This is a genomic window from Bacteroides sp. AM10-21B (genome assembly GCF_003472565.1).
Lineage (GTDB): Bacteria > Bacteroidota > Bacteroidia > Bacteroidales > Bacteroidaceae > Bacteroides > Bacteroides propionicigenes.
The window spans coordinates 210,093-235,395 of record NZ_QRME01000003.1; the positions used below are offsets into that span (position 1 = coordinate 210,093).

The window sequence follows — 25,303 nt, forward strand, 5'->3', positions numbered from 1 at the left end:
GTTATGCAAACGTTTTCACTGCTTACATAAGGAATCCCAGCAATATACCGGCAGCTACTGCCGAACCGATAACGCCCGCTACATTCGGACCCATGGCATGCATCAGCAAATAGTTTGTCGGATCGTATTCCAAACCTACTATCTGTGAGATACGTGCAGAGTCGGGTACTGCAGATACACCTGCATTACCAATCAGCGGATTAATCTTATTGCCCTTCTTCAGGAAGATGTTAAATATCTTCACGAAGATTACACCGGAAGCTGTTGCAACGATAAATGAGAATGCACCCAGACCGAAAATCCATAATGAGTCTGTAGTCAAGAATTCGGATGCTTGTGTGGAAGCACCTACAGTCAGACCGAGCAGGATAGTGATAGTATCAATCAGCGGACCGCTGGCTGTGTTGGCCAAACGACGGGTTACTCCACTTTCTTTTAGCAAGTTACCGAAAAACAGCATACCCAGCAAAGGCAGACCGGACGGAACAAGGAAGCAAGTAAGCAACAGACCGATAATAGGGAACATTACTTTTTCCGTGTGTGAAACAACGCGCGGCGGTTTCATACGGATAAGACGTTCGTGCTTGTTGGTCAACAAACGCATGATAGGCGGCTGGATTACCGGTACCAATGCCATATAAGAATAAGCCGATACCGCAATGGCACCCATCAGGTTAGGAGCCAGTTTGGACGAAAGGAAGATAGCTGTCGGGCCGTCAGCACCACCGATGATACCGATAGCACCGGCTTGCATCGGATCGAATCCGATAGCCAAAGCTGTCATGTATGCGCCGAAGATACCGAACTGTGCGGCCGCACCTACCAACATCAGTTTGGGGTTCGAGATTAGAGCGGAAAAGTCCGTCATAGCGCCGATGCCCAAGAAGATGAGTGGCGGATACCAACCGGAAGTCACTCCTTGATACAGAATGTTAAGTACAGATCCTTCTTCATAGATACCGACTTTCAATCCGGCTTCCATGTTGAAAGGAATATTACCGATCAGCATACCGAAACCGATAGGAATCAGCAGCATCGGCTCAAATTCCTTGGCTACAGCCAAGTATATGAAGAACAGACCTACCAGAATCATGACCACGTGGCCTGCCGTTGCATTGGCAAAACCCGTATAAGTCCAGAAATCGGCAAGGTTGTTTCCTAAAAATGTGATAAATTCTCCCATATTATTCAATAATTACAAGGTCAGTACCTTCGAGTACGGATTCTCCTTTACTAACATTAATAGCGGTAATCTTACCGTCTTTGTCGGCATTGATGTTGTTCTCCATCTTCATGGCTTCCAAGATGATGATAACCTGGCCTTTCTTCACTGTATCACCAACGTTGACTTTGATGTCAAGGATAACACCGGGTAGCGGAGATTTTACACCTGACTTGCCTGTTGAGGTGGCAGCCGGTTTTACTACCGGAGTAGCCGGAGCAGCCGGAGCTGTGCTTACAGGACGCACTACCGGTTTTACCGCTACTTTCGGAGCTTTCTCCATTTCAACATTATAGGGAGTGCCGTTCACTTCTACATGAGCGATATTATCTTCGATATCTCCAATGGTAACTTTATATACATTACCGTTGATTTTGTATTTATATTCTTTCATCGTTTTATCTTTATTAAAAGGTAACTTTACTTTCTGTTCGGAGTTTCACGCAGTGTATAAATCTTGGAACTCCATGGTGAGTAGCTGCGTTTTACACGAGTAATAGTAAGTACGGTGTCTTCCACATCGTGTACGTCACTTTGCATTTCGTGCATGGCCAGAGAAATAGCGGCGAATATCTCACCGGGAGCTTCTCCGAGTTGCTTCTCTTTAGCTTCCTTTTTGTCGGTAATGCCCTTAACCCGCATAGCATTGCGCTTGCTGAGGTTGACGGAAATCTTGCCTACAATCTTGAAAGAAATATAGAGAAGTATCAATCCGCAGAATACTACGCTCATGGCGGAAATGGCCATACCGATACCTACGCTGTCGTGTTCCTCGAACTTTTCCATTTTAGCGTTGCTGTCAATGGTCTTGTTGTTGGTGCTTGGAGTTACGTATTGGTCATCGCTTCCACCCTTTACTTCCCATTCCGGAGTGGCATCACTGACGCGTGCGTAGGACTGGTTGGCTTTTAATATGCCGGCAGGTACTACAATCTGGTCGAGCAATTTCTTTCCGGAGTCATACAAACCTATCCAGTTGGCATTCACGCTGTCCAGCTTGAAGTTGGTATGGAACGTTCCGCGATTAGGTTCTCCGTCTGCCCAGAACAATGCGTGCTGACGAGGTTTCACCAAAGTCAGTACATCACCTTTCGGGATAAAATATGTGGCGGTATCGCCCGGCTGGCTGCTGAATTTCAGATAGCAACCGGCAAGGTCGGCACTGCCGTATGATTTGTTGAATATTTCAATCCATGCGCTGTGTACGCCGTAGTCATCCTGAAAATTGCTTTCGTTGTTGATAAGCACTTCATTCAGCAGCAGTTTAGAGTTTGACTTCTTCTCTCCGCAAGAAGAACAGAACCCCAGCACCAGCATCAATGAAAGGAATATTCCGATTTTTGTTTTATTCATAAATTTGAGTTTTAATGTTTTAATTCTCAACTTTCAATTCTCAATTTTTAAAGAGGAATATTACCATGCTTCTTGGCCGGGTTGGTCAATTTCTTGGTTTGCAGCTGTTGCAGGGCACGGATAATGCGGAAACGCGTATTACGCGGTTCGATAACATCATCGATATAACCATACTTGGCTGCATTGTAAGGATTGGCAAATAACTTGGTGTATTCTGCTTCTTTTTCTGCCAGGAACTGAGCCGGGTTTTCCTGTTCTTTAGCTTCGCGTGCATACAGAACTTCTACAGCGCCTGCACCACCCATTACGGCGATTTCTGCAGTAGGCCATGCATAGTTCATATCGCCGCGGAGCTGCTTACAGCTCATCACGATGTGTGAACCGCCGTAAGACTTACGCAACGTGATAGTAACCTTAGGAACGGTAGCCTCACCGTAAGCATACAGCAGCTTAGCGCCATGCAGGATGACACCGTTGTATTCCTGACCTGTTCCGGGAAGGAAGCCCGGTACGTCTACCAAAGATACGATAGGAATATTGAAAGCGTCGCAGAAACGAACGAAACGTGCACCCTTGCGAGAAGCGTTGCTGTCGAGTACACCCGCCAAGTATTTAGGCTGGTTGGCTACGATACCCACCGATTGTCCGTTGAAGCGGGCAAAACCGATAATGATATTTTTGGAATAATCTTTCTGGATTTCGAGGAACTCACCGTTATCGACAATAGCGCCGATTACTTCATACATATCGTAAGGCTTGTTCGGATTGTCGGGGATAATGTCGTTCAAAGAATCTTCCAGGCGGTCGATTGGGTCTGTACAATCTACATACGGAGCTTCCTCCAGATTATTCTGCGGAATGTAGCTCAAAAGTTTGCGGATTAAGGCCAAACCTTCTTCTTCGGTTTGTGCAGTGAAATGAGTTACACCTGATTTGGTGGAGTGTACACTGGCGCCACCCAGGTTTTCTTGGCTGACATCTTCACCTGTTACAGTTTTCACAACTTTCGGACCGGTAAGGAACATATAGGAAGTTCCTTCCATCATCAGCGTAAAGTCTGTCAGAGCAGGAGAATATACGGCGCCACCGGCACAAGGACCGAAGATACCGGAAATCTGCGGGATAACGCCGGAAGCAAGAATATTACGTTGGAAAATCTCGGCATAACCGGCCAGGGCGTTGATACCCTCTTGGATACGTGCACCGCCGGAGTCATTGATACCGATACAGGGAGCACCCATTTTCATAGCCTGATCCATGATTTTGCAAATCTTCAGAGACATGGTTTCTGACAAAGAACCTGCAGAAACAGTGAAATCTTGTGCAAAGATATAAACCAGACGACCTCCGATAGTACCGCATCCTGTAACTACACCGTCACCGGGGTAATGTTTTTTTTCCATACCGAAGTTTGTACATCTGTGCTCAACGAACATATCCATTTCTTCGAAACTTCCTTCGTCGAGTAACATAGCTATACGCTCGCGAGCTGTATATTTACCTTTCTCATGTTGCTTTGCAATCGCCTTTTCACCACCGCCAAGGCGTGCAGCTGCACGGCGGTCAATAAGCTCTTTAATTTTCTCAAGTTGATTACTCATATTCTTTATTTATGATTTATGATTTCAGAATTATGTTTGCCTATTTATGATTTATTAAATCACAAAGCTTATTCTCCTTTTTCGCAGAGTTCTGTCAGCACACCGAGTGTGGATTTCGGGTGCAGGAATGCAATATTCAAACCTTCAGCACCTTTGCGGGGAGCTTTATCAATAAGGCGGATACCTTTTTCTTCAACTTCAGCGAGTGCGTTGGCTACTCCGTCTTCCACAGCAAATGCTAAATGGTGCATACCGCCGTTACCGTTATTCTTTTCGATGAATTTGGCGATGGTACTTTCGGGGGAAGTCGGTTCCAGCAATTCAATTTTCACGTCACCGACTTTCAAGAAAGCGGTTCTTACCTTTTGATCCTCTACGGTCTCAATGTTGTAGCATTTTAAACCTAATACATTTTCGTAGTACGGAAGGGCTTCTTCTATGCTTTTTACGGCAATACCCAAATGTTCAATGTGTGAAATCTTCATAACAGTTTTTATTAATGTTGGTATTCAATTCCTAATTTTTAAAATAAGCAGTACAAAGAAAGATATTTCTACTTGAATAAAGAAATTTTTCGCCAATTAATTATAATGGTATTTCTTCTTAAAATGATTTTATGATTGCTGTTGACCGCTGTAATTTTTGTTATATCTTTGTCAGTAGAAATACAATCGGACAAATATTATGTCACATTTAGCTCCTTTGATTGCCGATTTGGCATTGATACTGATTTGCGCCGGAGTAATGACGCTATTATTTAAAAAACTGAAGCAACCGTTGGTCTTGGGATATGTTGTGGCAGGGTTTCTGGCAAGTCCTCATATGGCTTATACACCTTCGGTAATGGATACGGCAAATATACAGACTTGGGCGGATATTGGCGTTATTTTCTTGTTGTTTGCCTTGGGGCTGGAGTTTAGTTTTAAGAAAATTGTAAAGGTGGGAGGCGCCGCTATTATTGCAGCTTGCACTATTATATTTTGTATGATATTATTAGGTGTAGCGGTCGGTACGGCTTTCGGATGGAAGCGGATGGACTGCATCTTTCTGGGCGGTATGATTGCCATGTCCTCCACTACTATTATATATAAGGCTTTTGATGATTTGGGGATGCGCAAGAAACAATTTACAGGCTTGGTGCTTAGCGTGTTGATTCTGGAAGATATTCTAGCTATTGTCCTGATGGTTATGCTGTCCACTATGGCGGTCAGTCATAATTTTGAAGGAACGGAAATGCTGGGCAGTATAGCGAAGTTGCTTTTCTTTCTCATATTATGGTTTGTTGTCGGTATTTATCTGATTCCTGTTTTGCTGAAGAAATGCCGCAAATTGATGAGTGAGGAGACTTTGCTGATTGTATCGCTCGGACTTTGTTTCGGCATGGTTGTCCTTGCCGCCCATACCGGCTTCTCGGCTGCATTCGGTGCGTTTATCATGGGATCTATCCTTGCTGAGACGGTAGAAGCGGAGAGTATTGAACGTCTGGTTAAGCCGGTGAAAGATTTGTTTGGCGCCATATTTTTTGTTTCCGTAGGTATGATGGTAGACCCTTTGATGATAGTGGAATATGCCGGACCTATTATTGTAATCACTCTGGCGGTTATCATCGGACAGTCTTTGTTCGGTACGTTGGGAGTATTGCTTGCGGGGCAACCGTTGAAAACGGCTATGCAATGTGGTTTCAGTTTGACACAGATTGGTGAGTTTGCCTTTATCATCGCTTCTTTGGGAGTGTCCCTGCACGTGACAAGTCATTTTCTGTATCCTATAGTGGTGGCAGTATCTGTTATTACCACTTTCCTTACTCCTTATATGATTCGTTTTGCCGAACCGGCCTCCAACTTCGTCGATACGCACCTGCCGGAGAGGTGGCAGAAGTTTTTGCTGCATTACGCTTCCGGTTCTCAAACAGTGAATCATGAAAGTTTATGGAAGAAATTGATATTTGCCCTGCTGCGTATTACAGTGGTTTATTCCATTGTGAGTGCTGCGGTGGTAGCTATTGCATTCCGTTTTCTTGTACCGTTTTTTAAAGAAAGCCTACCGGGTATTTGGGGGGCTTTGATGTCTGCGTTGGTCATTATCCTGTTCATATCTCCTTTTTTGCGGGCTATTATGATTAAGAAGAACCATTCGGTAGAGTTCGTTACGTTGTGGCGTGATAGCCGTGGCAATCGTGCTCCGTTGGTGGCCACTATCGTACTGCGGATTTTGTTGGCGGTTTCTTTCGTGATGTTTGTCATTGCCGGGCTGTTTAAGTTGTCGGTCGGGCTGGTTTTCGGCGTTGCGGTTTTACTGGTTATAGTGATGATACTCTCCCGGCAGCTGAAACGTCAGTCTATAATGATTGAGCGTACTTTCTTTCAGAATCTACGTTCGCGGGAGATGAGGGCGGAATATTTGGGTGAGAAGAAGCCTGAGTATGCCGGTCGTTTGCTTTCCCGCGATTTGCATCTGACGGATTATGAGATTCCCGGTGAATCGGCATGGGCGGGAAAGACATTGGCGGAGTTAAACTTTGGCAAGCGCTATGGGGTACATGTCGTTTCCATTCTTCGTGGACGCAAGCGGATAAATATTCCCGGCGCTTCGGTACGTCTTTTCCCTCAGGATAAGATACAGGTCATTGCCACCGATGAAGAACTGAATGCGTTTGGCGAAGAAATGGACAAGTTTTCTGCAATAGCCACGGATGCGGTGGAAAAGAGTGAAATGATACTGCGCCAACTGCGTATAGATGCCACTTCTCCTTTTCTGGGCAAGACTTTGAAGGAAGCGGGTATCCGGGAGAAATATCATTGTCTGATTGCCGGAGTAGAACGGGGGGAGGAAGCGTTGCATGCTCCCGATGTACATGAACCATTTGCCGAGGGGGATGTGGTGTGGATTGTCGGTGAAAATGTGGATGTGTATAAATTGGTTGGCGAAAATGATGAAAATGTCGACCTATAATGTTGAGAGAACAATTATCTTTGCTTTGTAAATATAAACTAAAAAAAGAATATCATGAAAAGTGATCCGAAAGAATGTCTGTATTGCCAGAATAATGAGACGTTGCATAATCTGATGATTGAGATTGCACAGCTTAGTGTGTCCCGTGTTTTCCTTTTTAAGGAGCAGACTTATCGTGGACGTTGCCTTGTGGCTTACAAAGACCATGTGAATGACTTGAACGAGTTGACTGACGAAGAACGTAATGCTTTTATGGCAGACGTGGCCCGTGTGACTCGCGCCATGCAGAAAGCCTTTAACCCTGAAAAGATTAATTATGGTGCATACTCAGATAAGTTGTCTCATCTTCACTTCCATTTAGCACCGAAATATGTAGATGGTCCGGATTATGGCGGTACTTTCCAAATGAATCCGGGAAAAGTGTACCTGACAGATGCTGAATACCAAGAACTGATTGAGGCAGTGAAAAAGAACCTTTAAAAGCAATGAAGAATGAGGAATGAAGAATTAGCTGCGCTATTATGCCGCAAGGTAATTCTTCATTCCTCATTCTTCATTTTTTATAAATTATATTTTATTTAGTATCTTATCCATCACCCAGTTTGTCAGTGTTGCGCTTTCGCCGTCACAGCTACAGGTAGATTTGCCAAGCAGATGGTCTACAACAGCTTGGATGAGCGGTTGCTGAACATAGATTGGATTTTCAACCGGAATTTCTTCCCTTCCTCTTTCGGTATGTAGGGCTATGGGGTCATAGGTAAATACAGAGAAACATATCATACCTCTATCTCCGATGATTTCTATACGGTCTTCCCGTGCGGATTCATGGGCAACGAAACACCATGAACCACTGCCTACAAGTCCGCTATCAAACTGGAAACAGGCGCTGAGGGTATCTTCTGCCGGGTATAGGCCGCCACGGTTGTTCTTATATCCGTTAGCTTCAAGAATATAGCCGAACATATCTTGCAATATGTCTATCTGATGCGGGGCTAAGTCGTAAAAATAACCGCCACCTGCAATGTCGGGTTGTACACGCCAAGGCAAGTTTTCCTTATTATAATCCAAGTCGCGGGGAGGTTGGGCAAAACGGATTTGTATATTGATTATGTTTCCGATAGCTCCTTCTTCCACTAATGATTTTACTTTCAGAAAGTAAGGAAGATAGCGGCGGTAATAGGCAACGAAACAGGGAATGCCGGTCTCCTGAGAGATACGGTTGATGCGGCAACACTCTTCATAGGTCACTGCCATTGGTTTCTCTATATAGACAGGCTTGCCGGCCTTCATGGACATTATGGCATACGTGGCGTGGGAGGAGGGTGGAGTAGCGATATACACGGCATTCACCTCTTCATCGTTAATCAATTCTTGCGCATCGTTGTACCATTTGGCAATGCCTCTTTCTTTAGCATAAGCTTTGGCTTTGGCAATATCCCGGCTCATTACAGCCACTACTTCGGAGTGGTCAATCTTCTGGAAAGCAGGTCCGCTTTTGTATTTGGTTACTTCCCCGCAGCCAATGAAGCCCCATTTTATTATTTTCTCGCTCATACTTATATATAATTATTCTTCAAAGTCGAAATCAAAATCAAAGTCATCCATGAATTCCGGAGCAGTGAAGTCTTCCAGTTCACGGCGGTCTTTTTTGGTGGGACGTCCGGTCCCTTTGGCGCGGTCGATAAAACCGCTAACCTTACTCATTTCCAATAACTCATATTGGTCGGGAGTGGTTACGTTCTCCATCATTTCGGGAACGAGCTTGGCCCCTACGCGCTTTTCTATTGTTTGTAGTACTTTGAAAGAATAGGTGACGGGCGGCTTGCGTACTTGTATGACATCTCCCGGCTTTACCGTTCGGGCAGCCTTTGCCAGTGCACCGTTAATACTGATGCGTCCTTTTTTGCAGGCTTCGGCTGCAATGGTACGTGTTTTGAATATACGTACAGCCCACATCCATTTGTCTATTCTTGCTTCGCTCATTTCTTATTAAACTGATTCATTGTAATGTTGATACCGGCAAGGCAAAAACTTTTGATGATTTCGCCGGCTGTTTCCAGACGCTCGTCCATTGTTTTCCAATCCTCGTCTGTAAAATGTCCCAATACAAAATCTATCTGTCCGCCGCGGGGGAAATCATTGCCGATGCCAAAACGCAGACGGGCATAATTTTGAGTACCCAATGTTGCTGCGATATGTTTCAGACCGTTGTGTCCCGCATCACTTCCTTTTCCTTTCAGCCGCAGAGTGCCAAAAGGCAACGCCAAGTCATCTACCACTATTAATACATTCTCCAATGGAATGTTCTCTTTCTGCATCCAGTAGCGTACGGCGTTTCCGCTCAGGTTCATAAAGGTAGACGGCTTCAGTAACATTATCTGCCTGCCTTTGATTGACAACGTGGCGGTGAAACCGTAACGTCCGTCGTTAAAGGTCGCTCCGGTAGCTTTTGCTAAGGCGTCTACTACCATGAAACCTATGTTGTGGCGCGTTTCGTGATACTCGGGACCGATATTGCCTAAACCGACAATTAGATATTTCATTGTTTATATTCTTACTATGATGATAATTCGGATAAAAGAGGAACGCGGATTATCGCAGCTGTCCGCGGATATGAAATCTGCGTTGTCTGCGTTAATCCGCGTTCCGGAATATCTTGTTTTCTTACTAAGAAAGCACTGATTAGTTGTTTGCAGCAGCTGCCGCAGCACCTCTTGCAGCACGAGTCAGCTTAACAGCACATACAACGGCTTCTTTTGCATTCAACAGTTCCAAACCTTCGTAGCTCAATTCACCTACTTTTACTGTCTTGCCCAATCCCAAGTGAGATACGTTGACAATCAGCTTTTCAGGAATAACGTTGTACAAAGCTCTAACTTTCAGTTTACGCATTTGCAGAGTCAGCTTACCACCGGCTTTCACACCTTCTGCCAAACCTTCCATTTGTACGGGAACTTCCATAACGATAGGCTTAGCTTCGTCAATTTGATAGAAGTCAACGTGCAGGATAGTGTCCTTTACCGGGTGGAATTGAATATCTTTCAAGATAGCGTTTACTTTCTTGCCATCGATAATCAGGTCAACCACGTAGATGTGCGGAGTATAAACCAAGTTGCGCAGACCTTCTGCCGGTACAGTGAAATGAACGTTTTCACCTGCTCCGTAGAGTACGCAAGGTACACCGTTGTCTTTACGAATAGCTTTCAAAGCTCTTGCTTGTTCCGAAGAACGTTCTGCAATAGTTCTTGCAGTTCCTTTTACTTCAATTGATTTCATTTTTTTTTAATTTTGTGTTACTCTAAATTAAGTAGATTATTGCTTAATTCACCATCACACGATGTGGTTCACCACACGATGTTGCAAAAAGCGGTGCAAAAGTACAGCTTCTTTTTGAATTATCAAAAGGTTGTCCTTTAAAAATCAATATCTATTTTTATTTCCCCATCCAGTGGAGACTCTTTCTCTTCTTGTTCTGCCGTTGGCTGTTCGTTACAGGGTAATTCTTCGTTGTCGTTGTGACGCACATAAGCCCCTTGTTGCTCTTGAATAAAGCCAATCGCTTGTTGCAGGCCATTCATAAACTTTTCAAAGTCTTCTTTATACAAGAAGATTTTGTGTTTCTCAAAACTCACTTGCGAGTCATCCCCTTCGCCCATTACTACTTTCTTACTTTCAGTAATGGCCAAAAACATTTCGTCCTTTCTGTTTTTCTTAACGTCTAAATAGTAGATGCGCTTGCCTGCTTTAATGGATTGGGAGAATACAATTTCTTTGTCGTTCACGTCCAGTCCACTTTTCTTTTTAAAGTCTTCCATATTTTAGCTATCTTGTTGTAATCGGGCTCAAAATTGACGATTTTTTTTAAACTGTCAAAAGAAAAAGCCCGGATAATGATTATCTGCATTAAAAAATGTGATTTATTTATGTAAACTCATTAAAAATATCTACTTTTGCCCCTCATTAAAACACCAGTATTTACTTTAGTTATGATAAACAGAGTTCTTATTCGTCTTAAGATTATACAAATAGTATACGCTTATTATCAGAATGGTAGTAAAAATTTAGATGCTGCAGAGAAGGAATTGTTCTTCAGCCTTTCCAAAGCATATGATCTCTACAACTACCTGCTCATGCTGATGATAGCATTGACGAACTACGCACAAAAGCGCCTTGATGCGGCAAAAGCAAAATTGGCTCCTACGGCCGAAGAGTTGTATCCGAACATGAAATTCGTAGAAAACAAATTCATTTCCCAGTTAGAAGTAAACAAGCAGTTGATGGATTTTATCTCCAATCAGAAGCGCACTTGGGCGAATGACGAGGATTTTGTCAAAGGATTGTTTGAAAAGATTATCGCTTCCGATATATATAAAGAATATATGGCTTCTTCTGAAAAGACTTATGAGGAAGACCGCGAATTATGGCGAAAGCTTTATAAAACATTTATTTTCAACAATGAGGATCTTGATGTATTGCTTGAGGATCAAAGTCTCTATTGGAATGATGATAAAGAAATAGTTGACACATTCGTTCTGAAAACAATTAAACGTTTTGAAGAGAAGAATGGTGCCAATCAGTCTTTGCTACCCGAATTTAAGGATGACGAGGATCAGGAGTTTGCTCGCCGTTTGTTCCGTCGCACGATATTGAATTGCGATTACTATCGTCATCTTATCAGCGAAAATACGCGTAATTGGGATTTGGATCGTGTCGCATTCATGGATGTGGTTATTATGCAGTGTGCGTTGGCGGAAATATTGAGCTTTCCGAATATTCCCGTTAGTGTTTCGTTAAATGAGTATGTAGACATAGCCAAAGTATACAGCACTGCTAAAAGCGGTAGCTTTGTAAATGGCACATTAGATGGAATAGTTAAGGAATTAAAAAAAGAAGGGAAGTTGTCGAAAAACTGATACCTTTGTTGAATAATAAAAATTAAAACGGAATATTTATGAATTTAATGACTGTATTCTTCCTGCAAGCTCCTGCCGCAGGCCCGGACGGAAGCATGATGTGGATTATGCTGATAGCTATGTTTGCCATCATGTACTTTTTTATGATTCGTCCTCAAAACAAGAAACAAAAAGAAATTGCGAACTTTCGTAAGTCTCTTCAAGTGAACCAAAAGGTTATCACTGCCGGTGGTATTCACGGTATCATCAAGGAAATTAACGATAATGATGTAGTACTTGAAATTGCTTCTAACGTTAAAATCCATATTGATAAGAATTCTATTTTTGCCGCAGCTGCTGATGCAAACAGTAGCCAGGCTTCTAAATAAGTAGATGTGAGCCTATGTTGAATCGTAGGAACATAAGACGTATTTATTTAAATATAACCGGAAAAGCAAAGGACTTTCTGCTTAGCGATAAGAGCAGGGAGTTCTTTGTTTTTTTGTTTTTCTTCTTTATAGCCGGCGGTTTCTGGCTGTTACAGACGTTGAACAACGATTATGAAGCGGAGTTCTCTGTTCCGGTGCGTCTGCGCGGTGTGCCCAATAATACAATGATTACTTCAGAGCCTGCTTCCGAACTTCGCATCAAGGTGAAGGATAAAGGAACTGTCTTGCTCAATTATATGTTGGGAAAAAGTTTCTATCCGATTACACTTGACTTTTCTGATTATCGAGGTGTCAACAATCATGTACGTGTGTATGCTTCTCAATTTGAGAAGAAGGTTCTTAGTCAGTTGAACGTTTCTACGCGCCTGCTATCCATAAAGCCGGATACACTGGAATATATTTATGCGACGGGATTGTCTAAGTTGGTCCCTGTAAAACTATCGGGCACGGTCAGTGCCGGACGGCAATATTATTTGTCGGATACGGTTTTTAGTCCGGATTCAGTTTTGGCCTATGCACCGGAAGGGGTACTGGATACAATAACCGCTGCCTATACGCAACATATTAAGCTGGAGAATATTTCTGATACATTGAGGCGGCAGGTGGCTTTGGTCACTCAGAAAGGGGTGAAGTTCGTACCGGCTTCTATTGAAATGATGCTTCCTGTGGATATTTATACGGAAAAGACAGTAGAAGTACCATTACATGGAGTAAACTTCCCGGCTAATAAAGTACTGCGTGCTTTCCCGTCTAAAGTTCAAGTGACTTTTCAAGTAGGACTTAGCCGTTTCCGTCAAATAACCGCGGATGATTTTCATATCAATGTTTCCTATGAGGAACTGCTGCGGTTGGGTTCGGACAAGTACACTGTAAAGCTAAGGAATATTCCGGAAGGAGTGACTCAAGTGCGTTTTAATCCCGAACAGGTTGATTTCCTTATAGAACAAATTCCTTCTTCATTATGACCGTCAGGATAGGCATAACCGGAGGTATTGGCAGTGGAAAAAGTGTTGTGTCCCGACTGTTGGAAGCGATGGGGATTCCTGTCTATATTTCTGATGTGGAAACCAAGCGGCTTATGCTGGCAGACTCTGACATTCGCAGGGAGTTGGTTGCTTTGTTGGGTGATGAAGTCTATGTCGGTGGAGTGCTGAATAAGCCTTTGCTTGCTTCTTATCTTTTTGGCAACCCCGAACATGCTCTGCAGGTGAACGGTATTATTCATCCGCGAGTAAAAGAAGATTTCAGACAATGGCTCCGGCATCATGCGGTTTGTCCGATAGCAGGCATCGAATCGGCTATTCTGATAGAGGCAGGTTTTGCGGGCGAAGTGGATGTAATTGTTATGGTCTATGCTCCCGAAGAAGTGCGGGTACAACGCGCTATGAAGCGGGATGTTTCCTCGCGCGAATTGATAGAAAAACGCATCCACAGCCAAATGAGTGATGAAGAAAAGCGCGGTCGGGCGGATTTTGTAATAGTGAATGATGGTGAAACACCGTTAATTCCACAGGTTTTAGCTTTAATCACTTTCCTGTCTCAAAATAATACCTATCTTTGCCCACCGAAAAAATAACTACTAATTACAAAAACAGAATATACTATGTTGAAGACTATTTTGTCTATTTCCGGCAAGCCGGGATTGTATAAACTCATTTCTCAGGGAAAGAATATGCTGATTGTAGAGTCACTGGTTGATAAGAAGCGTTTCCCCGCTTACGGTAATGAAAAGATTATTTCTTTAGGCGATATTGCCATGTATACGGACGAAGAAGAAGTACCTTTGAAGGATGTGCTTCTTTCAATGAAGAAAAAAGAGAACGGCGTGGCTGTGACATTGGATGTGAAAAAGGCTTCTGCAAAAGAACTTCAGGCTTATTTGGCGGAAGTGTTGCCGAACTTTGACCGTGACCGCGTATATGTATCGGATATTAAGAAGCTGATTTCTTGGTATAACCTGTTGGTTGCAAGCGGCATGACGGACTTTGAAGAAGAGGCCGAAACCGTTGCCGAAGAAGTGAAAGAAGAAACTGCAGAGTAATTATACTCCCTTTTTAAGGTAGAGGCGTGTCGAAATGTAAAAGTCCTATCATTCTGTCATTCAGAGGAGCTTGCGACGAAGAATCTCCTCTCTTATGTATGCAGAGAAGAGATTCTTCACTGCGTTCAGAATGACAGAATGATAGGACTTTTACATTTTGACACAACCCCATTTACTAAGTTAATATCTTGTTTCTTATGAAGTTAACTTATTATTTCTTACAAAGTTAACTTCGTGTTGTCTATAAAGTTAACTTCTTGCAGTTACGATATTAACTTCCTGAAAAGGTCTTGTTTTTAGTTTCTGAATACCAATCCGTCTTTCGTTGTATCGGCATCCACTGTGATTGGCTTGCTACGGTCTACTTCTTGGGCTAATAGCTTCTTTGATAAATCGTTCAGTAAGTAGTGCTGGATGGCACGCTTTACAGGACGGGCGCCAAACTCAGGGTCGTACCCTGCATTGGCAAGGAAGTCTATGGCAGCATCGGTCAATACCAGTTCCACTCCATTTCCGTACAACATCTTTTGTACGCTTTTGATTTGGAGTACAACAATCTGTTTGATTTCCTTTTCCGTCAGTGGCAAGAACATGATTGTTTCATCGATACGGTTCAGGAATTCCGGACGGATTGTTTTTTTCAGCATATTCATTACTTCTTTCTTGGTTTCTTCTACAATCTCCTCCTTGTTGGAACTGTTTAGTTTTTCCATTTGGCTTTGAATGTATCCGCTACCCATATTGGAAGTCATAATGATAATGGTATTCTTGAAGTTTACGGTACGGCCTTTATTATCTGTCAAACGTCCGTCGTCCAAAACTTGCAGTAAGATGTTGAATACATCCGGATGTGCCTTTTCTATTTCATCGAACAGTACGACTGAGTACGGCTTCCGGCGTACGGCTTCCGTCAACTGGCCACCCTCATCATAGCCTACGTATCCCGGAGGGGCTCCGACCAAGCGGGAAACACTGTGTTTCTCTTGGTATTCGCTCATGTCGATACGTGTCATCATCGTTTCGTCATCAAACAGATATTCGGCGAGCGCTTTGGCAAGTTCTGTTTTACCCACACCGGTAGTACCGAGGAAGAGGAACGAACCGATAGGGCGTTTCGGGTCTTGCAATCCTGCACGGCTCCGGCGTACGGCATCAGCAACGGCTTCGATGGCTTCATCCTGACCGATTACGCGTTGGTGCAGTTCGTCTTCCAGATGCAGCAACTTATCCTTTTCGCTTTGCAGCATCTTGCTTACCGGTATACCCGTCCAGCGAGAAACTACATCAGCAATGTCTTCGGCATCGACTTCTTCTTTAATCATTGCGCTGTCACCTTGCATTTCGTGCAGTTTTTGCTGCGTTTCTTCAATCTCCTGATTCAGCGCCTGGAGTTTGCCATAGCGTATTTCGGCAACCTTTCCGTAGTCACCTTCACGTTCCGCTTTATCGGCTTCGAACTTCAAGTTCTCTATTTCGACCTTGTTTTGCTGAATCTTGTTCACCAGCGTTTTTTCGCTTTGCCACTTTGCTTTATACGACTTTTCCTGTTCTTTCAGTTCGGCAAGTTCTTTACCGATTTGTTCCAGTTTGGGACGGTCGTTTTCGCGTTTTATGGCTTCACGCTCAATCTCCAACTGCTTGATTTTACGTGAAATCTCGTCCAACTCTTCCGGTACGGAGTCCACTTCCATACGGAGTTTGGCTGCGGCTTCGTCCATCAAGTCGATAGCCTTGTCCGGCAGAAAACGGTCGGTGATGTAGCGGTTGCTCAGCTCTACGGCGGCAATGATGGCATCGTCTTTAATCCGTACGTGGTGATGATTTTCGTAACGTTCCTTCAAACCGCGAAGAATGGAAATGGTGCTTAACGTATCCGGTTCATTCACCATGACTATCTGGAAACGACGTTCCAGAGCTTTGTCCTTTTCAAAGTACTTTTGATACTCGTCGAGGGTGGTAGCCCCGATACTTCTCAGCTCACCACGTGCCAAGGCGGGTTTCAGGATGTTGGCGGCATCCATGGCGCCTTCACCCTTACCGGCTCCTACCAACGTGTGAATCTCGTCGATAAACAAAATGATGTCTCCTTCCGACTTCTTCACTTCGTTGATAACGGCTTTCAGACGTTCTTCAAATTCACCCTTGTATTTGGCTCCTGCAACCAATGCACCCATATCCAAGGAGTAAACCTGTTTGTTTTTCAGGTTCTCAGGAACGTCACCTCGCAATATACGATGGGCAAGACCTTCTACGATGGCTGTTTTACCTGTACCCGGCTCACCTATTAATATAGGGTTGTTTTTTGTACGGCGGCTCAGAATCTGCAGTACCCGGCGGATTTCTTCGTCACGTCCGATGACAGGGTCCAATTTGCCGCTTCGGGCTGCTTCATTCAGGTTGATAGCGTACTTTTCCAATGACTGATAAGTGTCTTCACTGGATTGTGAGGTTACCTTTTCGCCTTTTCGTAATTCATTGATAGCGTTGCGCAATTCTTTCTCCGTCATTCCGGCATCTTTCAAGATGGTGGAGGCAGTGCTTTTTACGTTTAACAAAGCCAACAGAATCGGTTCCAATGAAACGAATTCATCTCCCATTTCTTTGGAGTACTGGGTGGCCTTCTGAAAAATTTCATTCGTTTCACGACTCAGATAAGGCTCACCGCCTGATACTTTCGGCAATGAATCAATCTGCTTGTCTAGCACAAGTGCGATTTGCTGCCCGTTCATACCCAGCTTTTGGAAAATGAAGTTGGTAACGTTTTCGCCCACCTTCATCACGCTTTGAAGCAAGTGTACGGGTTCAATGGCTTGTTGCCCCCGTGCTTGCGTCAGGTTCACGGCTTCTTGTACGGCTTCCTGCGCTTTGATGGTAAAATTGTTAAAGTTCATATCTTGTTCTCCTTTCTATTTTTATCAGATTCATAACACTTCAAAGGGCGCAAAAGATTTGCCAGCGGCAGAAATGAGACAAAATTTCAGTTAATAGAAGAGAATGAATGTCAAAATGGCTGATTTGCGACAAATCGTTTTTATCTGCAAAACTTTTTGTACCTTTACCCCCTCAATTAATATATAATTATGGAAAATACCCAAATAAAACTTTCCGAGACGGTAATGGTGATAGACGTTGCCTACTTGAATTTTGTTATCAATGATTTAAAGAAGTATTTTGAACCGTTGCTGGGACGTTCTTTACAGACAGTAGACTTGGGACTTTTTACTATGTATTTGGCAATGGATGCCGGAATGAAAGAGGGGGAGAATAATGTACAGATACTTTTGGTGTATGATGAACAATCCGGAAAGTTGGAACACTGCCTGCCTTCCGATTTGAAGAGTGAACTGGATGGGGTGGCTTTTAAAGGGCCTTTGGGGGAGTTTAGTTTTATGGCTGTACCTTCGGAGGGCTTTGTGTCCCGTGGAGAATTGTATCTTGATTTGCTACATATAGTCCTGAACTCAGCCGATGTGAAGAAATTGATTGTTGTACCTTTTAGCGAAGAATATGGTGAGGAAGTTGAAGAGGTGCTGAAAGAGTCTGTTGCGGAAAATGCCGGCAAGCCGGGAGATGCGAAGGAATTTATTTATTTCCGTATGGAAGAACCGGCTGTACCTGCTGTTTGTCATTGGGAGATGTTGGGTTATCCGTTGATGTCGGCATTAGGTATCAGGAGCGAAGATTTGCAGGATAATTAATCGTTTTAATTCATTATGCCGTGAGTGATTTTCGTTTAAAAGTGTTCCAGGCTGTTGCGAAGAACCTGAGTTTTACGAAGGCTTCGCAAGAGTTGTTTGTCAGCCAGCCTGCCATTACCAAGCATATACAAGAGTTGGAAGCCGCTTATCAGACGCGTCTGTTCGACCGTCAGGGGAGTAGGATTTCATTGACGGAATCCGGTAAATTGCTTTTGGAGCATTGCGAGCGGATTTTGGAAGATTATAAACGACTGGAGTACGAAATGCACTTGTTGCACAATGAGTACACCGGTGGTTTGAAGTTGGGTGCCAGTACCACTATTGCCCAATATGTACTGCCGCCTTTGCTTGCCAGTTTCATAGGCAAATTTCCACAAGTTAATTTGTCGTTGTTGAATGGTAATTCTAGAGAGATAGAAGCCGCTCTGCAAGAGCATCGTATTGATTTGGGGTTTGTGGAAGGAGTATTTCGTTTACCTAATATAAAATATACCACTTTTCTGGAAGATGAATTGGTAGCGGTGGTTCGTACAGGCAGCAAACTTGCCGTAGGGGAGGAGATAACCCCGGAAGAACTGTTGCACCTGCCTTTGGTGCTTCGTGAAAGAGGTTCGGGTACATTGGATGTTTTTGAACGTGCCTTGCAGCAACATAATATAAAGTTATCCTCTTTGCAGGTTCTGATGTATTTGGGGAGTACGGAGAGCATCAAACTGTTTTTGGAACATACGGATTGTTTAGGTATTGTTTCCGTTCGTTCTATTACGCGTGAATTATATTCAGGACAGTTGCGTGTTGTTGAAATAAAGGGAATGCCTATGTTGCGTGATTTCAGTTTTGCACAGCCTCAGGGGCAAGAAAGCGGTTTGGCCCAAGTATTCATGCAGTTTGCCATACATAATAACAATAAGTTATAGTACATAAGCAGAAACGATTGGCGTGATTGGGAAAAGAAGCCTACCTTTGCGCCCGAAAACAAATTAATAAAAATAAAAAGGTATGGCTTCAACTCAAGCATCTGCGAAAAGCATTAATATGTCTTTCTTACAGAACAACAACAAAATTATTTACGTTTCCCTTCTTGTTATTCTTTCTTTCTTCCTATTTCTCGATTATATTCCGGGAATGCACGTTTATTCTGCATGGGTCACTCCTCCGGTAGCTTTATTCCTCGGATTGGCGTTTGCGTTGCTGTGTGGGCAGGCCCATCCTAAGTTTAATAAAAAGACTTCTAAATACCTGTTGCAATACTCGGTAGTAGGTCTGGGGTTTGGTATGAATTTGCAGGCTTCGCTTGCTTCCGGCAAGGAAGGTATGGAGTTTACGATTATCTCCGTGGTAGGCACATTGCTTATCGGTTGGGTTATCGGTCGTAAGTTTCTTAAAGTAGACCGCGACACTTCTTATTTGATTAGTTCCGGTACGGCTATTTGCGGTGGCAGTGCTATTGCGGCGGTAGGTCCTGTTTTGAAGGCGAAAGATAGTGAAATGTCTGTGGCATTGGGTACAATCTTCATTTTGAATGCGATAGCTTTGTTTATATTTCCTATGATTGGCCATGCGTTGAACATGAGCCAGCATGAGTTTGGTACGTGGGCTGCCATTGCTATCCACGACACCAGCTCGGTAGTGGGTGCAGGAGCCGCCTATGGTGAAGAAGCGTTGAAAGTTGCCACTACTATTAAACTGACACGCGCCCTTTGGATTATTCCGTTGGCAATTGCTACTTCATTTATTTTCAAAAGCAAAGGGCAGAAGATTAGTATTCCTTGGTTCATCTTCTTTTTTGTTTTGGCAATGATTGTCAACACCTACGTGCTGAGCCTTTCAGAAACCGGTGCTTTGATTGGTGCGGGAATCAACAGTATTGCTCGTAAGACCTTGACAATAACTCTGTTCTTTATCGGAGCTTCCTTGTCACGTGACGTTTTGAAAGCTGTAGGAGTCAAGCCGCTTGTACAAGGTATACTGCTGTGGGTGGTTATCAGTTTCAGTACGTTGGCTTATATCTATTGGTTCTGATATAAAGCTGTTATGGTTTGAGGGGACAGGATGGCATATTCTTTCCGTATCCCCTGAATCTCTTCATTGGTTGCATATACAAATACACATCTCGCTATTATCGGGGTGTGTATTTCTTTTATGTGCCCCGCCCAACTTCGCCGAACTGAATCAGATGGAACGTAGGTGATAAACCCTTGTCGTTCCAGTTTCTTTTTGGTATTCAGCTCGGCGTGCGGACCGGTCAGTACGATATACCACATATGCGGTTTATCTAATTGACTGATAATATATTGAAAAGTCATAGTTAGTTAGCTTGTGTTACTGTGAAATTGAAAGTGTGGAAGAATTGCGGCTTGTTTCCGATAGTTATCGGGAGAACGATGCTGACGGAAGTTTTTTCTCCTTTTCTAATATTTCTTTTATTGTATATTTTATTGATGCCTTTTTCTGTAATCAAATTGGATGCAGTAATGGTCCGGTTTATTTCATGATTGTCTTTAATGATTTCCATCGGAACTTTATCGGTTGTAAAGGGGGAGAGGCTGACGCTTGATGCTCTTCCATTGATAATGAAGTTGGCTTTTTCCCAGTTCAACTGTACTACTTCATTGCTATTGTTCCTGACTACAAGTTTCCATGCACTACTGCTCGGTATAAAACGGTAAAGCACATTATTTTTGATATGTTCTAATTTTCCTTGATGATTTTCATGCGATCTGAATGTAATGCGGCAGTTTTCATTGTCAATATATTGTGCATGAGATAAGGTAGGAAACAAAAGTGAAAATATAATGATGAGATGGTGTTCCCGTTTATATTTTTTATAGTCAAAGTAAGTCCATATAAGGATAGTCAGTATACAGATAGGAATTGCAATGAGAATATAACCTGTTAATGTCATAACATTATATGTATTATCTTTTTATTAATATGAATACGTGGCAAAAATATCATAAATTAATTGATAAAACAAATAAATTATGAATTAAATCAAACAAATAATCAGATAAATTATTATTCAAGTAGTTTTAGTATGGCTAATTAATTCGTACCTTCATAGAAATGGAAAAGAGTAATATATATATTGGCGAGATTATCAGGAATGTCATGGCTGATAATCAGGTTACTAAGGCTGAACTCGCAAGGAGACTGGGTGTTAGGCCTCAAAGTGTCGATTATATGTTGACACGGAAAAGTATTGATACTGATACTTTGTATAATGTTTCGCGAGCACTGAATTATGATTTTGCCATGCTATACTCTTTACGTGAAGGGCAGACAAATTGTGATATGAAAGAAGCCGCATATAATGTGGCTACAGCTAAGATATTGGTGGAGTTGGAATTAAAGCCGGAAGATTTGGCAAGGCTGAATCTGAAAAAAAGAATTACCGATGTGCTGAAATAATCCATAGCTTTCCAATCCGGTAGCTATTGTTTCTGATACAGAGCTTTGATGGTTTGAAACGGCAGGACGGTATATTCCCTTTGTACTTTTTGAATATCATTATTGGTTGCATATACAAATACACATCTCGCTACTGCCGGGATGTGTATTTCTTTTATACGTCCGGCCCAATGCCGCCGCACTGAATTCAATGGAACGTAGGTGATAAGACCTTGTTGTTCCAACTTCTGTTTGATAGTCAGTTCGCCATGCGGTCCGGTTAGTACGACATACCAGGTATGTGGTTTATCCAAGTGGTCGATGATATATTGTGAAGTCATAGTTAGTCAACGTGTGTTACTATAAAGTTGAATATATGAAAGAATTGGGGCTTATTACCTATGCCTACCGGAAGAATGATATTGACAGAGGTCCTTCCGCCTTTTCTTAAATTCAGCTTATTATATATTTTATTGACTTTCTTCTCTACAATCAGATTGGATGCGGTAACGGTTCGGGCTATTTCAGAATTATTTTTAATAATGTCTGTAGGAGTCTCATCGGTTGTGAAAGGATGGAAACTGACGCCGGATGCTCTCCCGTTGATGATGAAACTGGCTTTTTCCCAATTTACCCGTATATCTTCATCTGCGTTGTTCTTGATGATTATTTGCCACGCATCATCGGCCGGAACGAATTGAAAAATCATATTGTCTTTGGTGTGTTCCAATTTTCCCGGCTGATTTTCGTATGAAGTAAATGAGATGTTGCAGTGCTCGTTGTCCGTGTACTGCGCATACGACAGAAACGGATAGAAAAGAAATAGCAGAAGAATACAGGAATTCTTTTTCTTGTATTTCCTAAAATCCAAATAAGTCCATAAAGCGATAGCCAACAGGCATACCGGGATTGCGATAAGAATGTAAACAATCAATGTCATACTATTGTGATATAATGATTTGTTTGAATGTGTAGCAAAAATATTATAAAATACTTGATAAAACAAAAATCTCATAAATAATTTAGACAAACGTGCTGCAGATTTATGTAAATGTATGATTTTTGCCTATTCATGAACTATTCTTTCCAACCCCTTTTTTCTATTTCGGTTACTTTTGTCATATTAAAATATGAATAACCTGAAATAATAATCTTATGAGGAACAAGAACATTAGACACCTGTTTCTGTGGTGTATTTGCTGTTTGTTATTTCCGTTACATTCTTGTAATGATGTAGATGATTTGCAGGCTCAGGCAAATCTTCTGAAAGAACGTGTCGCCACACTTGAAAAGGCGGTTGAGCACATAAATGAATCCGTAAACGGTTTACAGTATTTATTGTCGGGTACATCGGTAGTGGGAGTTACGGCTATTGATAAAGGATATAAACTGGAACTTGCCGACGGGCAGTCGTTTAATATTGTAACCGGTGAGAATGTGGACGGATTACTTCCATTAATTAAAATCAGTGATGAAGGTTACTGGATGTATAGTGTGGACGGAACCAACTATACCCCTATGACTGACGGAAGTGGCAAGCCGTTGAGCGTTTATCCTGTCAATGAGGATGGCGGTCGTATCGTATCGCCTCAGATGCGGGTTTCGTCCGACGGGTACTGGCAGGTGAGTTATGACGGTGGAGTGAACTATGAATTTTTGATAAATGGAGGTAATAAAGTGTCTGCTTTTGCTGATATTAAATTGGGTGAAAGTTCCATTTTTAGCAATATCGTATATAATAAGGATAAATCGGAAATTATACTTACGATGAAAGCGGACGGACAGCAATATACATTTTCTGTTATTGACAACTTTTTCTTGAAAGTGATTGGTGCAGAGAGTGAACAAGTGTTTTTCTTGTCTGAAACACGTAAGTATATGGTAGAGCAGAGCGAAGTGCAAGAAGTTGCCATACAGGCTCCCGAAGGTTGGAAGGTAGCTTTGAGTGAGACGGAACTTTCTATCGTTTCTCCTGACGTGACGGATGTAGAGAAGCAGGATAAGATAAACATTATTATAACTTCTCCTAAAAATTATATTCGTGTAGTCACTGTTCAAACAAAGCTTTTGACTACAAAATACACTGCGGGTACAAGTTTGGCGTGGGAAAACTATATCGGTAAGACTGCCGACAATGTTTTGCTTGATTTTTCTTTTGCCGGATATAAGCATGGAGAGGTTGCTCCTCCTGATGTATATACATTAGGATATAAGGTCTATAATATAATGTCTTATGGGGCTGTTCCCAATGACGGTAAGTCCGACCGTGCTGCTTTCATCAAGTTGCTGGAAGCTATGGGAGCTACACGTGGAAAGGATGCAGATGCTATCCGTTATCAGATGAACAAAGCTAACGCTATTATTTATTTTCCCGAGGGTGAGTTTATCCTTCAGGGCGAAGGTGAAAACAATATGCCGTTCCGTTTGACGATGAACAACCTTGTCATAAAAGGTGCAGGTCGTGACAAGACTACTATTAAAATGGATGCGGAGAATAAACCTGTCCGACCCAATGAGATGTGGAGTGCTCCCGTGATGCTGGAGTTGAAACACAATAGTGGATTATCGGTTTTGACAGATGTCACCGGTGATGCGGAAAAAGGTTCTTTTACGGTTGAAGTGGCGTCTACAACAGGTATCGAGAAAGGTGCCTGGGTTTGTTTGTCGTTGGAGAATAATAATAAGGATTTGATTGCAGAGGAACTTGCTCCTCACTCTGTTACGGCAGACATGACTAATCTTACCGAAAAGGGTGTACAAATCTATGATTACCATCAGGTAAAGTCTGTCAGTGGTAATAAAGTAACTTTTGTAGAGCCTTTGATGCACGCAGTAGAAAAGAAGTGGGGTTGGAAAATACAGAATTATCCTCATTATGAGAATATCGGTGTGGAAGACTTGACTTTTGAGGGTAAGGCTAAAGATGATTTTGCCCATCATGCCAGTGCTGCAGATGATGGAGCATATAAGATTATAGACTTTATTCGCCTTACCAACTCTTGGATGCGCAGAGTGAATTTCATTAGCGTCAGTGAAGCTTCTTCCATAGTCAATAGTGCGAATGTCTCTGTTTATGATGTGCATATCGGTGGCAACCGCGGACACTCGGCTATCCGTTCGCAAGCTTCATCCCGTGTGTTTATCGGTAAGGTTGTGGATGAAAGTGACGGTTATAAGGCAACTAATAGCAGCGGAAGTATTGATAGAAATCAATTCATAGCCGGTGCGGGACAGTATCATGCTTGTGGTGTGTCCAAGCAAAGTATCGGCGCTGTTATTTGGAATGTGCACTGGGGTAAGGACGGATGTTTTGAGTCGCACGCTACCCAGCCTCGTGCTACTTTGATAGACCAATGCACAGGTGGTTTTATGCCATGGCGCGAAGGTGGAGACAGTAATCAGTTGCCCAACCACTTGGATGACCTCATTATTTGGAATATGGAAGCTACTGTAGTGGCATACGACGGAAATTGGGGCAATAAGTTTATCTGGTGGGATAACAACAATACTTGGTGGAAGAATTTGCCACCCGTCATTGTCGGTTTCCATGGAAACTCAATTACGTTTGACGAATCAAAAGAACAGATAAAATATATTGAAAGCAACGGCTCGGCTGTTACACCTTATTCACTTTACGAGGCGCAGTTGCGTGAGCGTTTAGGTTACGTGCCGGCTTGGTTGAATTCACTGAAATAATAACTTTAA

The 25,303-nt window shown here is 42.7% G+C and carries 27 protein-coding genes; 12 read left to right on the forward strand and 15 right to left on the reverse strand.

All coding sequences use genetic code 11. From position 1 onward, the window contains the following. Window positions 1–22 precede the first annotated feature (22 nt). The 5 genes from DW121_RS05060 to mce form a co-directional block, all read right to left on the reverse strand. On the reverse strand, window positions 23–1,183 hold the full coding sequence (locus DW121_RS05060; protein WP_117710646.1) for a sodium ion-translocating decarboxylase subunit beta: 1,161 nt from the start codon (window positions 1,181–1,183) through the stop codon (window positions 23–25). Window position 1,184: 1 nt separating this feature from the next. After that, the gene (locus tag DW121_RS05065; RefSeq protein WP_117710645.1) at window positions 1,185–1,616 is read right to left on the reverse strand and encodes an acetyl-CoA carboxylase biotin carboxyl carrier protein; all 432 of its coding nucleotides are present in this window, start codon (window positions 1,614–1,616) and stop codon (window positions 1,185–1,187) included. Window positions 1,617–1,642: 26 nt separating this feature from the next. After that, a complete protein-coding gene (locus DW121_RS05070; RefSeq protein WP_117710644.1) occupies window positions 1,643–2,575 on the reverse strand; it encodes an OadG family transporter subunit in 933 nt (310 codons plus the stop codon). Between the two features lie 47 nt (window positions 2,576–2,622). Then, window positions 2,623–4,176 carry an acyl-CoA carboxylase subunit beta gene (locus DW121_RS05075; RefSeq protein ID WP_118323177.1) on the reverse strand — a complete coding sequence of 518 codons (1,554 nt, stop codon included), beginning with the start codon at window positions 4,174–4,176 and terminating at the stop codon, window positions 2,623–2,625. A gap of 68 nt (window positions 4,177–4,244) precedes the next feature. Beyond that, on the reverse strand, window positions 4,245–4,661 hold the full coding sequence (gene mce / locus DW121_RS05080) for a methylmalonyl-CoA epimerase (RefSeq protein WP_117710642.1): 417 nt from the start codon (window positions 4,659–4,661) through the stop codon (window positions 4,245–4,247). Window positions 4,662–4,860: 199 nt separating this feature from the next. Here mce and DW121_RS05085 point away from each other — a divergent pair, with 199 nt between their 5' ends. Continuing rightward, window positions 4,861–7,128, forward strand: a complete 2,268-nt coding sequence (locus DW121_RS05085) for a cation:proton antiporter (protein ID WP_118323178.1) — start codon at window positions 4,861–4,863, stop codon at window positions 7,126–7,128. A 54-nt stretch (window positions 7,129–7,182) separates the two neighbouring features. Further along, the gene (locus DW121_RS05090) at window positions 7,183–7,608 is read left to right on the forward strand and encodes an HIT family protein (RefSeq protein WP_117710640.1); all 426 of its coding nucleotides are present in this window, start codon (window positions 7,183–7,185) and stop codon (window positions 7,606–7,608) included. Between the two features lie 87 nt (window positions 7,609–7,695). On the opposite strand, the gene DW121_RS05095 is transcribed toward DW121_RS05090, so the two are convergent. From DW121_RS05095 to DW121_RS05115, 5 genes are all read right to left on the reverse strand, one after another. After that, window positions 7,696–8,682 carry a Gfo/Idh/MocA family protein gene (locus tag DW121_RS05095; RefSeq protein WP_118323179.1) on the reverse strand — a complete coding sequence of 329 codons (987 nt, stop codon included), beginning with the start codon at window positions 8,680–8,682 and terminating at the stop codon, window positions 7,696–7,698. Between the two features lie 12 nt (window positions 8,683–8,694). Next, entirely contained in the window at window positions 8,695–9,111 is a 417-nt protein-coding gene (locus DW121_RS05100) for an RNA-binding S4 domain-containing protein (protein WP_117710638.1), read from the reverse strand. Further along, entirely contained in the window at window positions 9,108–9,671 is a 564-nt protein-coding gene (gene pth / locus DW121_RS05105; RefSeq protein ID WP_117710637.1) for an aminoacyl-tRNA hydrolase, read from the reverse strand. The genes DW121_RS05100 and pth overlap by 4 nt, the downstream gene beginning before the upstream one ends. A gap of 139 nt (window positions 9,672–9,810) precedes the next feature. Continuing rightward, window positions 9,811–10,404 (reverse strand): 50S ribosomal protein L25/general stress protein Ctc, encoded by a 594-nt coding sequence (locus tag DW121_RS05110; RefSeq protein ID WP_117710636.1) that lies wholly within the window; start codon window positions 10,402–10,404, stop codon window positions 9,811–9,813. Window positions 10,405–10,541: 137 nt separating this feature from the next. Continuing rightward, the gene (locus DW121_RS05115) at window positions 10,542–10,943 is read right to left on the reverse strand and encodes a PUR family DNA/RNA-binding protein (RefSeq protein WP_117710635.1); all 402 of its coding nucleotides are present in this window, start codon (window positions 10,941–10,943) and stop codon (window positions 10,542–10,544) included. A gap of 171 nt (window positions 10,944–11,114) precedes the next feature. Between DW121_RS05115 and nusB the strand changes: the two genes are divergently transcribed. Genes nusB through DW121_RS05140 form a run of 5 tightly spaced genes read left to right on the forward strand, consistent with a single transcriptional unit; the run spans window position 11,115 to window position 14,510 of the window. Further along, window positions 11,115–12,041: a transcription antitermination factor NusB gene (gene nusB / locus DW121_RS05120; protein WP_117710634.1), complete on the forward strand. Its 927-nt coding sequence runs from the start codon at window positions 11,115–11,117 to the stop codon at window positions 12,039–12,041. A gap of 38 nt (window positions 12,042–12,079) precedes the next feature. Continuing rightward, complete coding sequence (gene yajC, locus DW121_RS05125; protein ID WP_005652032.1) at window positions 12,080–12,409, forward strand: preprotein translocase subunit YajC; 330 nt, start codon at window positions 12,080–12,082, stop codon at window positions 12,407–12,409. A gap of 14 nt (window positions 12,410–12,423) precedes the next feature. Continuing rightward, window positions 12,424–13,434, forward strand: coding sequence for a CdaR family protein (locus DW121_RS05130; RefSeq protein WP_117710633.1), 1,011 nt, complete (start codon window positions 12,424–12,426; stop codon window positions 13,432–13,434). Beyond that, window positions 13,431–14,045 carry a dephospho-CoA kinase gene (coaE, locus tag DW121_RS05135; RefSeq protein WP_118323180.1) on the forward strand — a complete coding sequence of 205 codons (615 nt, stop codon included), beginning with the start codon at window positions 13,431–13,433 and terminating at the stop codon, window positions 14,043–14,045. Before DW121_RS05130 ends, coaE begins: the two co-directional genes overlap by 4 nt. Window positions 14,046–14,072: 27 nt before the next feature. Continuing rightward, window positions 14,073–14,510, forward strand: a complete 438-nt coding sequence (locus tag DW121_RS05140) for a DUF5606 domain-containing protein (protein ID WP_118323181.1) — start codon at window positions 14,073–14,075, stop codon at window positions 14,508–14,510. A 296-nt stretch (window positions 14,511–14,806) separates the two neighbouring features. On the opposite strand, the gene clpB is transcribed toward DW121_RS05140, so the two are convergent. Beyond that, entirely contained in the window at window positions 14,807–17,401 is a 2,595-nt protein-coding gene (gene clpB / locus DW121_RS05145) for an ATP-dependent chaperone ClpB (RefSeq protein WP_117710631.1), read from the reverse strand. Window positions 17,402–17,587: 186 nt separating this feature from the next. Here clpB and DW121_RS05150 point away from each other — a divergent pair, with 186 nt between their 5' ends. The 3 genes from DW121_RS05150 (at window position 17,588) to DW121_RS05160 (ending at window position 20,230) form a co-directional block, all read left to right on the forward strand. Further along, on the forward strand, window positions 17,588–18,208 hold the full coding sequence (locus DW121_RS05150; protein ID WP_117710630.1) for a DUF6621 family protein: 621 nt from the start codon (window positions 17,588–17,590) through the stop codon (window positions 18,206–18,208). Between the two features lie 20 nt (window positions 18,209–18,228). Next, entirely contained in the window at window positions 18,229–19,125 is an 897-nt protein-coding gene (locus tag DW121_RS05155; RefSeq protein WP_117710629.1) for a LysR family transcriptional regulator, read from the forward strand. Between the two features lie 82 nt (window positions 19,126–19,207). Continuing rightward, window positions 19,208–20,230, forward strand: a complete 1,023-nt coding sequence (locus DW121_RS05160) for a YeiH family protein (protein WP_118323182.1) — start codon at window positions 19,208–19,210, stop codon at window positions 20,228–20,230. Here DW121_RS05160 and DW121_RS05165 read toward each other — a convergent pair. Together DW121_RS05165 and DW121_RS05170 are read right to left on the reverse strand one after the other, a co-directional pair. Then, window positions 20,218–20,514, reverse strand: a complete 297-nt coding sequence (locus DW121_RS05165; protein WP_118323183.1) for a transcription termination/antitermination NusG family protein — start codon at window positions 20,512–20,514, stop codon at window positions 20,218–20,220. The two genes, DW121_RS05160 and DW121_RS05165, sit on opposite strands and share 13 nt — an antisense overlap. A 2-nt stretch (window positions 20,515–20,516) precedes the next feature. Next, window positions 20,517–21,113, reverse strand: coding sequence for a hypothetical protein (locus tag DW121_RS05170; protein WP_118323184.1), 597 nt, complete (start codon window positions 21,111–21,113; stop codon window positions 20,517–20,519). A gap of 161 nt (window positions 21,114–21,274) precedes the next feature. Between DW121_RS05170 and DW121_RS05175 the strand changes: the two genes are divergently transcribed. Continuing rightward, complete coding sequence (locus DW121_RS05175) at window positions 21,275–21,619, forward strand: helix-turn-helix domain-containing protein (protein WP_117710625.1); 345 nt, start codon at window positions 21,275–21,277, stop codon at window positions 21,617–21,619. Between the two features lie 23 nt (window positions 21,620–21,642). Here DW121_RS05175 and DW121_RS05180 read toward each other — a convergent pair whose 3' ends face one another. Together DW121_RS05180 and DW121_RS05185 are read right to left on the reverse strand one after the other, a co-directional pair. Further along, on the reverse strand, window positions 21,643–21,939 hold the full coding sequence (locus DW121_RS05180) for a UpxY family transcription antiterminator (RefSeq protein ID WP_118323185.1): 297 nt from the start codon (window positions 21,937–21,939) through the stop codon (window positions 21,643–21,645). A 2-nt stretch (window positions 21,940–21,941) separates the two neighbouring features. Then, window positions 21,942–22,538 (reverse strand): hypothetical protein, encoded by a 597-nt coding sequence (locus DW121_RS05185; protein ID WP_117710623.1) that lies wholly within the window; start codon window positions 22,536–22,538, stop codon window positions 21,942–21,944. A gap of 215 nt (window positions 22,539–22,753) precedes the next feature. Between DW121_RS05185 and DW121_RS05190 the strand changes: the two genes are divergently transcribed. Continuing rightward, window positions 22,754–25,294 (forward strand): DUF4955 domain-containing protein, encoded by a 2,541-nt coding sequence (locus DW121_RS05190; protein WP_118323186.1) that lies wholly within the window; start codon window positions 22,754–22,756, stop codon window positions 25,292–25,294. The last annotated feature ends 9 nt before the right edge of the window (window positions 25,295–25,303 follow it).

Bases quoted from the DNA above. Each gene is read 5' to 3' on its own strand.
- DW121_RS05060 (WP_117710646.1), bottom strand. From the start codon at position 1,183: ATGGGAGAATTTATCACATTTTTAGGAAACAACCTTGCCGATTTCTGG.
- DW121_RS05065 (WP_117710645.1), bottom strand. From the start codon at position 1,616: ATGAAAGAATATAAATACAAAATCAACGGTAATGTATATAAAGTTACC.
- DW121_RS05070 (WP_117710644.1), bottom strand. From the start codon at position 2,575: ATGAATAAAACAAAAATCGGAATATTCCTTTCATTGATGCTGGTGCTG.
- DW121_RS05075 (WP_118323177.1), bottom strand. From the start codon at position 4,176: ATGAGTAATCAACTTGAGAAAATTAAAGAGCTTATTGACCGCCGTGCA.
- mce (WP_117710642.1), bottom strand. From the start codon at position 4,661: ATGAAGATTTCACACATTGAACATTTGGGTATTGCCGTAAAAAGCATA.
- DW121_RS05085 (WP_118323178.1), top strand. From the start codon at position 4,861: ATGTCACATTTAGCTCCTTTGATTGCCGATTTGGCATTGATACTGATT.
- DW121_RS05090 (WP_117710640.1), top strand. From the start codon at position 7,183: ATGAAAAGTGATCCGAAAGAATGTCTGTATTGCCAGAATAATGAGACG.
- DW121_RS05095 (WP_118323179.1), bottom strand. From the start codon at position 8,682: ATGAGCGAGAAAATAATAAAATGGGGCTTCATTGGCTGCGGGGAAGTA.
- DW121_RS05100 (WP_117710638.1), bottom strand. From the start codon at position 9,111: ATGAGCGAAGCAAGAATAGACAAATGGATGTGGGCTGTACGTATATTC.
- pth (WP_117710637.1), bottom strand. From the start codon at position 9,671: ATGAAATATCTAATTGTCGGTTTAGGCAATATCGGTCCCGAGTATCAC.
- DW121_RS05110 (WP_117710636.1), bottom strand. From the start codon at position 10,404: ATGAAATCAATTGAAGTAAAAGGAACTGCAAGAACTATTGCAGAACGT.
- DW121_RS05115 (WP_117710635.1), bottom strand. From the start codon at position 10,943: ATGGAAGACTTTAAAAAGAAAAGTGGACTGGACGTGAACGACAAAGAA.
- nusB (WP_117710634.1), top strand. From the start codon at position 11,115: ATGATAAACAGAGTTCTTATTCGTCTTAAGATTATACAAATAGTATAC.
- yajC (WP_005652032.1), top strand. From the start codon at position 12,080: ATGAATTTAATGACTGTATTCTTCCTGCAAGCTCCTGCCGCAGGCCCG.
- DW121_RS05130 (WP_117710633.1), top strand. From the start codon at position 12,424: ATGTTGAATCGTAGGAACATAAGACGTATTTATTTAAATATAACCGGA.
- coaE (WP_118323180.1), top strand. From the start codon at position 13,431: ATGACCGTCAGGATAGGCATAACCGGAGGTATTGGCAGTGGAAAAAGT.
- DW121_RS05140 (WP_118323181.1), top strand. From the start codon at position 14,073: ATGTTGAAGACTATTTTGTCTATTTCCGGCAAGCCGGGATTGTATAAA.
- clpB (WP_117710631.1), bottom strand. From the start codon at position 17,401: ATGAACTTTAACAATTTTACCATCAAAGCGCAGGAAGCCGTACAAGAA.
- DW121_RS05160 (WP_118323182.1), top strand. From the start codon at position 19,208: ATGGCTTCAACTCAAGCATCTGCGAAAAGCATTAATATGTCTTTCTTA.
- DW121_RS05165 (WP_118323183.1), bottom strand. From the start codon at position 20,514: ATGACTTTTCAATATATTATCAGTCAATTAGATAAACCGCATATGTGG.
- DW121_RS05170 (WP_118323184.1), bottom strand. From the start codon at position 21,113: ATGACATTAACAGGTTATATTCTCATTGCAATTCCTATCTGTATACTG.
- DW121_RS05175 (WP_117710625.1), top strand. From the start codon at position 21,275: ATGGAAAAGAGTAATATATATATTGGCGAGATTATCAGGAATGTCATG.
- DW121_RS05180 (WP_118323185.1), bottom strand. From the start codon at position 21,939: ATGACTTCACAATATATCATCGACCACTTGGATAAACCACATACCTGG.
- DW121_RS05185 (WP_117710623.1), bottom strand. From the start codon at position 22,538: ATGACATTGATTGTTTACATTCTTATCGCAATCCCGGTATGCCTGTTG.
- DW121_RS05190 (WP_118323186.1), top strand. From the start codon at position 22,754: ATGAGGAACAAGAACATTAGACACCTGTTTCTGTGGTGTATTTGCTGT.